At 70.9% G+C, this 11,956-nt stretch carries 8 protein-coding genes; 2 read left to right on the top strand and 6 right to left on the bottom strand.

The genetic code is table 11. The features are described from left to right. Positions 1–29: 29 nt before the first annotated feature. Positions 30–935: a hypothetical protein gene (locus K7C98_RS25605; RefSeq protein ID WP_224194390.1), complete on the bottom strand. Its 906-nt coding sequence runs from the start codon at positions 933–935 to the stop codon at positions 30–32. A gap of 111 nt (positions 936–1,046) precedes the next feature. Here K7C98_RS25605 and K7C98_RS25600 point away from each other — a divergent pair, with 111 nt between their 5' ends. Beyond that, the gene (locus tag K7C98_RS25600; RefSeq protein WP_224194389.1) at positions 1,047–3,491 is read left to right on the top strand and encodes a VIT domain-containing protein; all 2,445 of its coding nucleotides are present in this window, start codon (positions 1,047–1,049) and stop codon (positions 3,489–3,491) included. 16 nt (positions 3,492–3,507) lie between these two features. Further along, a complete protein-coding gene (locus K7C98_RS25595) occupies positions 3,508–4,614 on the top strand; it encodes a succinylglutamate desuccinylase/aspartoacylase family protein (RefSeq protein WP_224194388.1) in 1,107 nt (368 codons plus the stop codon). Between the two features lie 58 nt (positions 4,615–4,672). On the opposite strand, the gene K7C98_RS25590 is transcribed toward K7C98_RS25595, so the two are convergent. From K7C98_RS25590 to K7C98_RS25570, 5 genes are all read right to left on the bottom strand, one after another. Further along, entirely contained in the window at positions 4,673–6,820 is a 2,148-nt protein-coding gene (locus K7C98_RS25590) for an APC family permease (RefSeq protein WP_224194387.1), read from the bottom strand. A 178-nt stretch (positions 6,821–6,998) separates the two neighbouring features. After that, positions 6,999–8,324 (bottom strand): DUF4340 domain-containing protein, encoded by a 1,326-nt coding sequence (locus K7C98_RS25585; protein WP_224194386.1) that lies wholly within the window; start codon positions 8,322–8,324, stop codon positions 6,999–7,001. Next, positions 8,321–10,279, bottom strand: coding sequence for a GldG family protein (locus tag K7C98_RS25580; RefSeq protein WP_224194385.1), 1,959 nt, complete (start codon positions 10,277–10,279; stop codon positions 8,321–8,323). The genes K7C98_RS25585 and K7C98_RS25580 overlap by 4 nt, the downstream gene beginning before the upstream one ends. Next, positions 10,279–11,145: an ABC transporter permease gene (locus K7C98_RS25575; protein WP_224194384.1), complete on the bottom strand. Its 867-nt coding sequence runs from the start codon at positions 11,143–11,145 to the stop codon at positions 10,279–10,281. Before K7C98_RS25575 ends, K7C98_RS25580 begins: the two co-directional genes overlap by 1 nt. 2 nt (positions 11,146–11,147) lie before the next feature. Next, positions 11,148–11,912 carry an ABC transporter ATP-binding protein gene (locus tag K7C98_RS25570; protein WP_224194383.1) on the bottom strand — a complete coding sequence of 255 codons (765 nt, stop codon included), beginning with the start codon at positions 11,910–11,912 and terminating at the stop codon, positions 11,148–11,150. Positions 11,913–11,956 lie beyond the last annotated feature (44 nt).

The raw sequence follows: 11,956 nt of genomic DNA, 5'->3' as shown, positions 1-11,956 counted from the left end.
CCCGCGAAGTTCCCGGCCGCCCGCGCGCCTCACGGCGGCACCAGCGCGATCCGGCCCGCCGTGGCGTTGAACGCCAGCCAGACCCCCTCCACGGGCCCATTCGGGCCGGCGAACTCATCCACGCTGGGGAGCAGCTCGGGGAACTTCATGACGCAATCGTCGGTCGCGTGCACCAGCGTCCACAGGTTGTAGCTCGAGCCCGACACCTCGACATCGGTCGACTCCGCCGACGCGCGGGTCAGGAAGCCGGAGATCACGCCGCGCTGGATCGCCTGCGGATCGTCGATGTCGTCGAAGTTGAACGCCACCTGCGTGTGCAGCAGGTTGATCGGCGCCGCGTCGGCGCCGAGCGGCAGCGCCAGCTCGGCCGCGCTGGTGCGGAAGCACGTCGGCTCGGGCGAGTTGAGCGCCTTCACGGAGTCCTCCGCGAGCACCGCCGAATCGAGGCCGAGGCACGGCGCCGCGGTCACGCGCTCGACCGGCAGCTGCAGGTTCGCGCCCTCGTCCTGCACGCACGTCTGCGCCGTCAGATCGCACGACATCGCCTCGCCGAGCACCGCCGCGAGCGCGTCGGGATCGAATTCCTCGAAGTGCAGGATCAGGTTGAGCTCGCCGTCCTCGATCTGTTGCGCCAGCCCGATCGTGTTCACGAGCCCCGTCACGTCGATGCAGATGTCGGAGAACAGGTGCGGGTCGACGAGCCGCAGCGAGTCGATGCGGAACGTCCGCGGCTCGGGCGGCGGGGCGCCGGTCGTCGACGTCGAAGTCGAACTCGTTGGCGTCTCGCCTTCCATCGCCGACGTCGACGTCGAACTCGTCGAGCACATCGACGCCGCCGCGCAGCCGAGCTGCGGCCGCTCGTCGTGGAAGCACCCGCCGGCGACGAGCGCCGCGCCGAGCGCGAATGAGCCAGGAGTCGTCGGACCTCGCGTCACCGATCTTCAGTATACGCCGCCCACACGCGCGAGCCGGCGTCGTCGTGCGGCCGCGGAACTTTCACGGCCAGGCCCTGTCTCCTCGCCCGCTGCCCGCCGTGGAGGTGCGTCTTGGTCCGTCCGCTCGTGCTCTCGTCCTTGTGGTCGCTGCTCGCTCTCGCCTGTGCTCCCGTCGCCGAGAGCGACGACTCCGAGCTCACCGCGCCCGACGACGTCGAGGCGGCCGGCGAGGTCATCCGTACCGGCCCTGAGTCCTCCACCTGCAGCGGCCCGCGGCCCACCGAGCTCGTCATCCTCGATCCGGCCCGCGAACCCGAGCAAGCCCAGCTCAAGATCGCCGGCGACGGCGATCGCCGGCTCGGCCTCCCGCTCCAGGCGATCCGCTACGACACCGTCGTCGTCGGCACCCTCGCCGAGACCACCGTCACCCAGACCTTCGTCAATCCGACGAGCGATCGCCTCGAGGCGCTCTACACCTTCCCGCTGCCCGAGGACGCCGCCGTCGACGACTACTGGATCCGGATCGGCCCGCGCTCGATCCACGGCGTCCTCAAGCGCCGCGAAGACGCCCGGCGCACCTACGACGAGGCGCGCGAGGCCGGCCGCACCGCCGCCCTCCTCACCCAGGAGCGGCCCAACGTGTTCAACCAGGCCGTCACCAACATCGAGCCCGGCGCCACCATCGAGGTCGAGATCCACCTCGTGCAGCCGCTGCACCAGCGCTCCGGCCGTTACAGCCTGGCCCTGCCGACCGTCGTCGGCCCGCGCTACAACCCGCCCGGGGCCGTCGCCGACGCCGCGCGCATCAGCCCCCCGGTCCTCGCCCCCGGCGTCGACTCCTGCGTCCCCGTCGACATCGAGGTCGCGATCGACACCACCCTCCCGGTCGCCGACGTCGCCTCGAAGATGCACGCCGTCACCGTCACGCCGCACGCCCAGGGCGTCGCGGTCGCGCTGGCTCGCGGGCCCGCGCGGGCCGACCGCGACTTCGAGCTCAGCTGGCGGCTCGCCGGCGCCCAGCCGCGCGCCGAGCTCATGGCCCAAAAGACAGGCGACGGCGGCTTCTTCGCCCTCACGATCCAGCCGCCGCAGGGCTTCGACGCCGGCCAGTCGCGCCCGCGCGAGCTCGTGTTCGTGGTCGACGTGTCCGGCTCGATGAGCGGCACCCCGCTCGACACCGCCAGGGCGGCGGTCGAGCGCGCCCTCGCCGGCATGCGCGCCGACGACACCTTCAACGTCATCACCTTCGCCGGCGCCGCCCGGTCGTTCGAGACAGCCAGCGTCGCCAACACCGAGGACAACCGCCGGCGCGCGCTCGAGTTCCTCGGCCGGGCGAGGTACGCCGGCGGCGGCGGCACGGAGATGCTCACCGGCATCGCCGCCGCCCTCGACGCCCCCAAGGATCCCGAGCGCCTGCGCATGGTCCTGTTCATGACCGACGGCTACATCGGCAACGAGTCGCAGATCTTTGCCGCGCTCGAGGCCAAGCGCCGCGACGCCCGGCTGTTCGCGCTCGGCGTCGGCAGCAGCGTCAATCGGTTCCTCGTCGAAGGCCTCGGCCGGGTCGGCCGCGGCGCCGCGACCATCGTCGCCCCGAACGAGTCGCCGGAGGCCGTCGTCGACGAGTTCTACGAGAGCATCGATCGACCTGTCCTCACGGACATCTCGATCGACTGGGGCGGCCTCGACGTCGCGGACATCGCCCCCGGCCGGCTGCCCGACCTGTTCGCGGGCCAGCCGCTGGTGCTCCACGGCCGCTACGCCGGGGCGCTCGCCGGCGAGGTCAAGGTCCGCGGCAAGCTCGGAGGCGCCGACGTCGAGCTGCCGGTGCGCCTGGCCGGCGCCCGCGTCAGCGAGCACGACGGCCTCGCCGGCATGTGGGCCCGCAAGCGCATCGACGACCTCCACAACTACCCGTTCGCCCACGCCTTCGGCGAGCTGACCGAGAGCGAGCGCGCCCCGATCGTCGAGCTCGCGCTGAAGCACCGCATCATGACCGAGTACACCGCCTTCGTCGCCGTCGACGAGCGCCAGGAGGCCCAGCCCGACGGCACGCTGCGCACCGTGCAGATCCCCGTCGAGTCGCCTTTCGGCGTCGACATGAACGCCGGCGATCGCGGCACGGTCGGGCTCGGCGGCCTCGGCCTCATCGGCAAGGGCGGCGGCGGCGGCTACGGCTCGGGCTACGGCAGCGGCGCCGGCGCTGGCTTCGGCGGCCGCGGCACGCGAGCCCCGACTGTGCGCCAGGCCAAGGCCGAGGTCACCGGCTCGCTCGACCGCGACACCATCCGCCGGGTCGTCCGCGCCCACGTCGCCGAAGTGCGCGCCTGCTACGAGAAGGGCCTCCAGCGTGACCCCAACCTCCGCGGCCGCATCACCCTCGACATCCGCATCGACGGCAAGGGAGCGGTCGACAGCGCGAATGTGGCCGAGGACACCCTCGGCGACAAGACCGTCGGCAGCTGCATCGCCGCGGCTGTGCGCCGCTGGAGGTTCCCGGGCAACCCTGGCGGGCTCGTCACTGTGCGCTACCCCTTCGTGCTCGAGCCCGGCTGAGGCACACTTTGAGGCCATGACGGCCTCCTTTGCGCTCGGCGACGTCGTCGCCAAACCCGGCGAGCTCGTCCACGGCTGGTTCGAGCTCGCCACCTTGCCGACCGGGCACCGCGAGCGGCTCCCGATCATCGTCGTCCACGGACGCGAGCCCGGACCGGTCCTGTGGATCACCGCCAACATCCACGGCGACGAGGTCACCGGCCTCTCGGTCGTCCACGCCATCCTCGCCGGCGACCTCGCCTCGCGCCTGCGCGGCACCCTCGTCGCCATCCCCAGCCTCAACCCTGCGGGCCTGCACGCCCGGCAGCGCGTCTCCTACCTCGACCGCCGCGACCCCAACCGGCTGTTCCCCGACTTCCCCGCCGAGCCGGGCCACAACATCGATCACCCCGCGGTGCTCGAGTCCGGCTACGCGCGGCTGTTCGCCGAGATGCGGCGCGCCGACTTCCTGGTCGACCTCCACTGCTACGGCCTGCGCGCCTGCTGCTTCATCATCCGCGATCGCGTCCTCTACCGCCGCCCCGACGATCACGACGCCGCCACCGACCTCGCCGAGCGGCTCAACACCCTGTGCACCTGGACCGGCCTCCCGGTCGTCAACGAGGTCCCCAGCGATCGCTACCTCGAGGCGCGGCTGCACCGCTCCGTCAGCGGCACCGCGCTGTTGCAGGCGCGGATCCCCGCGATCACCGTCGAGCTCGGGCTCACCGGCGCCGTCGATCCGGCGGCCCGCCACGCCGGCATCATCGCCTGCAACAACGTGCTGAAGGGCGCCGGCATGGTGCCCGGCGAGCTCGAGCCGATGGTCGGCATCCCGCTGCCGCGCGTCGACTTCCCGGTCATGCGCGACCTCGCCCCGCGGGCGCGCGCCACCGGCATCGTCCACTACCTCGTCGAGCCCGGCGACGTCGTGCGGGTCGGCGACCGGCTCGCCACGCTCACCGACATCCACGGGCGGCCGCTGCCGGCCGGCGGCGACATCCGGGCCGAGGTCGACGGCTGGATCCTCGCCCTGCCCCACGGCGTCCTCTGCTACGAGGGCGAGGCCGTGGTGCACATGGCCGTGCCCGACGGCGGCCCGGCCGTCGAGCTCGACCCGGCCTACGACGACAGCATCCTCTGAGGACATGTCCGCGGGACCATGTCCTCGTGGACATGCCCGCGGGGACATGCCCGGACGGTCAGTCGTCGAACAGCGGCACCGGCACCAGCGTCGTGTCCTTGAGGCGCGACTGCAGCTCCTCGATGTCGCCCGGCTTCACCCCGTAGGTGCCGATCATGATCATGTGGCCCTTGAAGCTGTGGGCCTCGTGGAAGCGGACCAGCGAGTCGAACGCGGCGTGCAGCAGGCTCTTGTGCTGCGGCGTCTGCTTGTGGGGCACCAGCGCCAGGTAGAGGTCGAGGTCTTTCGGGGCGATCTCGGTCAGCTCGGTGAAGATCCGGACCGTCGTGCCCTCGATGCCCTCGGGGCGGATCGAGTCCTGCGTGATGCGGTAGACGAACTCGCTGCGCACGCCCTTGGTCATGTGGAACACGACCACCTGGCGGTACGGGATCCCGGTCGTGCGGCTCTGCTGGTGGGCCAGGTCGATCGCCTTGGACACCAGCCGGCCGACGCGCACGCCGCCGACGGCGACCACCACCGTGCGCTGCTGCGGGTCGATCACCGTCGACTCGACCGTCTCGAGCACGCGGCGGACGTAGCGGTAGCCGGCGCGGATCAGCGGCCGGTGGTTATAGACCAGCACCACCGTGCCGACGAGCACCAGCACCACCCAGACCAGCGTGCGCAGCTCCTCGAGGTGCGACGAGCTGGCCGACCACAGGGTCAGCAGCGCGTAGCTCAGCGCGGACACGCCGAGGAACGCCGCCACCGGCACGCGCGTGCCGAGCAGGCTGATGTTCCACGGCGCGGTGTAGACCCGCCGCTCCTCGCCCTTGAAGCGGCGCAGCAGGATGAACGCCGCCATCCCCGAGAACATCACCAGCCCGAACATCGCCTTGTGCCAGCGGTCGAGCGACAGCGGGTTCCAGTCGGACTGCGAGCCGAGCAACAGCGCCGCCGCCAGCAGCAGCCAGTGCAGCCGCGCCAGCGCCCCGCGCGGGTTCGGCGTGATCAGGGCCCGCGGCAGCAGGTTGTCGCGCGTCATCGCCAGCCACAGGCCGCGCGAGCCGGCGAACCCGGCGTTGACCGCCCCGATCAGCATCAGCGCCGCGCTGGCCACCAGCGCCGCCTGCCACGCCCCGCCGACCCCCGACGAGCCGGTCAGCGTGCTGCCGACGTGGTAGCCGAGCGCGCCGACGAGGTCGCCGCTGCGCGACAGCAGCACCTCGGGCGGCAGCAGCAGGAACACCTCGAGCGCCAGCGAGCCGCCGACCACCAGCAGCGTCAGCAGCATCGCCCAGTAGATCTTCGGCACGTCGCGCTGCGGGTTCTCGAGCTCCTCCGGGATGTTCATCACCGTCTCGACGCCGGTGGCGCTGAGCACCCCGTTGCCGACGCCGGCCAGCAGGATCGGCGCGCTCATCATCGCCAGCCCGGGGATGATGCCGATGTCGAACGTCAGGTCGAGCGGCACCGCCGGCGCCGCGCGGCCGTAGCCCGCCCACACCGTCGGCCAGTCGACGCCCTGCAGCGCCAGGCACACGTAGCCGCCCACGATCGTCGCGCCCATGATGAGCAGGTTGACGAAGAAGATCGCCTTCGACACCCGCACGCTCGGCTTGAGACCGATGTTGTTGAGGCGCAGCAGTATCCCGATCGGCGCGAACGTGGCGATGATCATGTCGGGCACCACCGCCGAGAACAGCAGCGCCACGAAGGCGACGAGGAACTGGCGCAGCGCCACGAAGCGCCACTCGTGCGGGGTGACCCAGATCCCGAAGCCGAGCGCCGGCAGGGCCGACAGCGCGACCACGCCGATCGTACCTGTCCCGAGGACCACCTGGCTCAGCGCCGCGATGTGGGCCCCGTAGGCCAGCAGGCACGCCAGCGTCGAGACCGCGTACGAGATCGAGATGATCACGCCGACGAACGCCGACACCGCCACGGCCAGCTTGCCGAGGTGGCCGAGCGCGTAGCGGGTCATCATGTACGTGCCGCCGTTCGACAGCGTCAGCAGCACGGCCTCGATGTACAGCGGCGCCATCAGCAGCAGCAGCAGGTACAGGCCGACCTGCACCACCGGCGCCGCGTAGCCGACGCCCGCCGCCAGCAGGAAGCCCGACACGAAGTAGGGCGTGCTGAGCGGCTGCGGCCCGACGAGATAGAAGCCCTCTCGCCAGGAGAGGCGGGGTCTGGACGGCTCCTCGTCTGGTTCGCTGCCCATGCGTCGCCATGCGACTTATGCCCGCGCCGGCTGGCGATGACAACCGATCCACGGCACGCGGCGGCCCGCCCGGAGCGCCCGGGGCGAAAATGCACACAGCCCGGAGCGGGCGCCGCCGGGCTGTAGGAGGCCGAATGCGGGCGAGCCGCCCCGGCCACGAACTCGAGTTCCGCCGAGCTCAGGGCGTCTTCTTCGGCTCGACCTTCTTGGCGCCCTTCTTCTCGTCCGCGGGGGTCGCCCCGCTGCCGGCGGGCGCGTCCTTGAAGAACTCCGACTTGGCCTTGCGGATCTGCTTGAAGCTCGCGTCGGAGATCACATAGAACCACTTGCCGAAGCGCGCCGACAGCTGCTTGGCCCGCTGGGCGCCCGGCGCGTCCTCGGGGTTACCGCCGGTCGACTTGCTGTCGTGCGTCGGGTCGTAGAACACGTCGACGAACATGTAGCGGTTGGCGTCCTTCTTGGCCGCGGCCTCGTCCTCCGGCTTGGCCGCCGGCTCCGCGCCCTCCTGCCCGGCCGTCAGCGCCAGGCCCGAGTCGTAGGTCACCTCGCCGAAGTAGAGGTTGTAGACCACGCCGTCGTCGCAGATGGCCTTGACCTCGCCCTCGTTGCCGTAGAGGCGCGAGCCGTCGCGGGTGACGAAGAAGCCCTTCGACTGCAGCGCCTGCAGCGTCAGCATCTCCGGCCGCGGGCGCACGCCGACGATCTGCAGGCGGTCGAGGCCGCCGATCGCCTGCTTGACCTTGAACGGGTCGAGCTCCTTGCCCGGGACGCCGGTCGAGCCCTCGCCCAGCAGCCACGACGAGCCCTCGGCGTCGGTCGCGTCCTTCTTGACCAGGAACGGGTCGCTCCCCGTCACCTTGCCCTGGGCCTCGTCGACCTTGTACGTGTCGCTCATGAACGACACGACCTGGTCCTGCTCGAGCAGCAGCAGGTCCTTCTCGATCCAGTCGGTGAAGTTGGTCGAGATGTCGACGTCGATCTTCACCGCGTAGACGCGCTTCTGGTCGGGCAGGCGGACGTAGCGGTAGCCCTCCTTGTCCTCGACCTTCTTGCCGATGATCACGTCGGACAGCACCGTGCCGGACGCGTCCTTGATCGTGATCCGCTGGCCGCGCTCCTTGGCGTTCGGGTCGGTCGGGTCGTCGAGGCCGTAGCTCGACTGATCCTCGGGCCGGTCGCCGCGGTAGATGTCCTTCTTCACGTCGATGAACGAGGCCGCGGCCTTGCCCATGCGCTCGGTGCCGTCGGCCGGGTAGTCGTTGTGGCTCGGGATGGTCCAGCGGCCGTCCTTGAGCTCGACCTTGAACGACGTGTTCTTGGCGGCCGTCTCGTCCCAGCCGATCACCTCGAGGCTGGCGGCCTGCTGCGGATCGGTGAAGTTGGGGAACAGCAGCTGGCCGGTGTCTTCGTAGGTGACCTGAGGGGCAGGTCCGGGGCGCATCGCCACGGCGCCGCCGAGGCTGGCGAGCGCGACGACGACGGTGAGGATGGTCGTGCGGTTCATGCGGCACCTCGCTTCCGGGAGCTCGGGATCGACTCGGCCTCGCGGCCGCGCTTGCGCAGCCACACGCCGAAGCCCAGCACGATCGGCAGCAGCAGCGGCGTCGTGCTGGCCAGCAGGCGGACCTTCGCGCGCACCGACTCGACCGCCTTGTCGCGCTCGTTCTCGGTGGCCTTGAGCGCGCGCGCCTTGTCGCGCTCGATCGTCTCGCGCTTGCCGGCGAGGCGGCGGTTCTCCGCCTCCTCGCGGCTCTTGAGCAGGACGGCCTTGGTCGTCTCGTCGAGCGTGGCGTCGTCCTGGATCTTCTTGACCGCGGCGTCGAGGGCCTCCTGGGCGCCCCTGAGCTCGGCCTCGGCCTTGGCGTTGGCGGCCTCGATCTCGGCGTTGCGCTTGTCGTCGGCCTCCTTCGTCAGCGCGTCCATCGTCGTCATGCGGCGGTACTGCGCCTTGCGCCCGCGCAGCTCGACCAGCCCGGCGTCGCCGGTCAGCGTGTCGATCGCGTTGAGCAAGAAGGTGACGTTGTCGAAGCGCAGGTCGTCGATGCCGTCGCCGTCGAGGTCGCCGCCGCGCTCGTTGAGGACGAAGAACTGGTCGCCGAAGATGTCGAGGTCGGCGACCACGATCACGTTCTTGCCCTTGCTCGCCGCCTCGCCCGACGTCTCGCCGGCCGTGATGTGGGCGGCGATGATCTCGCTCGCGCCGGTCATCGTGCGCTGGCGCGGCAGGATCGGCCCCTGGAGCCCGAACAGCATGTGCCGCTCGGTCATCTCCTCGAACTTGTTGTAGCCGCCCCGCGTGCCGGTCTGCAGCAGCGGGACGAACTGCGCCTCGAACCCGGCGGCCGGCTTGATCGCGCCGCCGAACAGCACCACGACCTCGTTGATGCCCGACACCACCGGGTCCTGGTCGTTGAAGGGCTTGGTGCCGTCGGGCCGCTCGGTCACGAACACCACCTGCGGCGGGCTGCCGGCGAAGCGCGGGTGCGGGTTGTCGGTGTCGAACACGATCTTGTCCGACTCCCACTTCACGCCGATCTTCTCGAGGAACCCGAGGTAATCGCCCTTCGGCTCCCCGCCCTGGTCCTGCATGCCGAACATCATCCCCTGGTTCTGGCCCGGGGGCGGCAGCATCGGCTCGCTCGGCGACAGCCGCATGTCGAACAGCGGCATCGGGTCGACGGTGAGCAGCGCCGGGCGGCCCTCGTCGATGTACTTCTTCAGGTGCTCGAGCTGCGCCGTGGTCATGCTGCTCATCTGCGGCACCAGCAGCACGTCGACGTCCTTCGGGATCTCCGCGCCCGGGTTGAGGCTGCGGACCTCGTACTGCTTCTTGAGCTCGCCGATGACGCGCCAGGCCGGCTGCTGCTTGCGCGCCTGCAGGTCGAAGTTGCCCATGATGGTCGCGTCGGTGCGCAGCACCCCGACCACCTTCTTCTTCTCCTGCGTGACCGTGCGCAGCGCCCGGACCAGCTCGTACTCGGGCGACATGCCGCGGTCGATGAACGGGATCGTCTGCTCGTGCGGCCCGCTGGTCACGGCCACGCCGAGGAACACCTGCATCTCCTGCACGCGGTCGCCGTCGCGGTTGGCGACCACCTGCGGGCGGATGCCGTACTTCTCCTCGGCCTCGACCGCCTCGTCGGAGAACGACGACGGCTCGACGATGCGCACGGTCAGGCCCTCCTTGCCGCGGGCCTCCATCTCGCGCAGCACCGACAGCAGGCGCGCGCGCACCGTCACGTAGTCGCGCGGGACCTCGCGCGACACGAACGCGTGGATCGCCACCGGCCGCTCGGGCGTGACGGCGTCGATGAGGTCGCGGGTGGCCGAGGTGACCTGGTTGAGCTTCTCGGCAGTGACGTCGGCGCGCACGTTGGCGCGCTGGGCCATGTAGGTCAGCGAGACCGCCGTGACGGCGATCGACGCGAAGCGGATGAAGCGATGGACGCGCGGGTGCATCACCAGTGCCTCCGGGACAGCAAGAGACCGCAGAGATAGAGCGCGACGGCGGTGCCGCCGGCGAAGAACACGACGTCGCCGAGGCGGATGACGCCCTCGCCGAAGCTGGCGAAGTGCGACGGCGCGTCGAACGCCTGGAACAGGCCGGTGAAGCCGGGGACGACGTCGCCGATCCACAGCACCACCCCGAGGACGGCCCCGAACAGCGCCGCGTAGCCGGCGTGGATGCCCGAGCCGAACGCCACCAGCCAGCCCAGCGCCGCCAGCCCGGCCAGCAGCGCGACGCCGATGACGCCGCCGCCGATCGCCACCGACTGTGCCAGCGCGAACGCGGCGCAGCCGAGCACGCCGAGCACGAACGCGACCGTCACGTTGGTCGTCAGCAGCGAGCCGATCATGCCGACCGCCACGAACAGCGTGCCCATGAGCCAGTAGCCGAGGAACGTCGAGAACATCAGGCCGACGTCGGGCTCGCCGAGGTAGGCCAGCACGCCGACGTTGGCGAGGCTGAACGCCAGGCCGATCGACAGCACGCCGACGGCGCCGAGGAACTTGCCGAGCACCACCTCGGTGTCGCGCACCGGCAGCGTCAGCAGCAGCTCGTCGGTGCCGGCCCGCCGCTCGTCGGCCCACAGCGTCATCGTGATCGCCGGCACGAACAGCATCAGGATCAGCGGCATCTGCCGGTTGAGCGTCGCCAGGTCGGCCAGGTTGCGGTCGAAGAACTCGCGCGGCCAGAACGCCGCGCCCGCGCACAGGGCGATGAACAGCGTGAGGAAGACGTACCCGGTCGGGTTGCCGAGGAAGCTGCGCAGCTCCTTGCCGGCGATCCCGAGGATCACGTCCTTCGAGGACGAAGAAGCCATGACTATGCCGCCTCCTTGCGCCGCTTCTGGTCCATCAGGGCGTAGAACCGCTGCTCGACCGTGCCGCCGGCGCGCAGCTCGTCGAGGGTGCCGGAGAACACCAGCCGGCCCTCGCCGACGACGATCACCTCGCTGGCGACCGCCTCGACCTCCTGCAGGATGTGCGTCGACAGCAGGATCGTCTTGGTCCGCCCGAGCTCGCGGATGAGCTCGCGGACGTCGCGGATCTGCAGCGGGTCGAGGCCGCTGGTCGGCTCGTCGAGGATCAGCACCTCGGGGTCGTGCAGCAGCGCCTGGGCCATGCCGACGCGCTGGCGGAAGCCCTTCGACAGCTTGCCGACCGGCTTGTCGAACACCTCGGCGATGGAGCACTGGCGGGTCACCCGCTCGATCGCCGACCTCAACCCGCTGCCGAGGCCGCGGATCCGGCCGACGAACTCCAGCGTCTCGCGCGGCGTCATGTCGGCGTAGAGCGGGCCGTTCTCCGGCAGGTACCCGAGCCGCTGCGCCATCTCGATGCGCTGGTCCGGGTGCGTCGGGTCGAAGCCGAGGACCTCGGCGCGGCCGGCGGTCGGCGCCAGGTAGCCGGTCAGGATCTTCATCGTCGTCGACTTACCGGCGCCGTTCGGGCCGAGGAACGCGGCGACGGTGCCCTTGCGCACCTGGAAGGTGACGCTGTGCAGGGCCGCGAAGTCGCCGTAGATCTTCGACAGGTTCTCGGCGCGGATGGTCACGCTGCGACTGGAATTCGATTCGTGCGTGGTCATGCGTGCTGCTCTCGCGGGGGCGACCGCGCGCGGCCGCTCGGGTC

The sequence above is a fragment of the Nannocystis pusilla genome, from assembly GCF_020073745.1.
Lineage (GTDB): Bacteria > Myxococcota_A > Polyangia > Nannocystales > Nannocystaceae > Nannocystis > Nannocystis radixulma.
The sequence above is the reverse complement of the archived record's forward strand: the minus strand, read 5'-3'. Positions and strand labels throughout refer to the sequence as shown.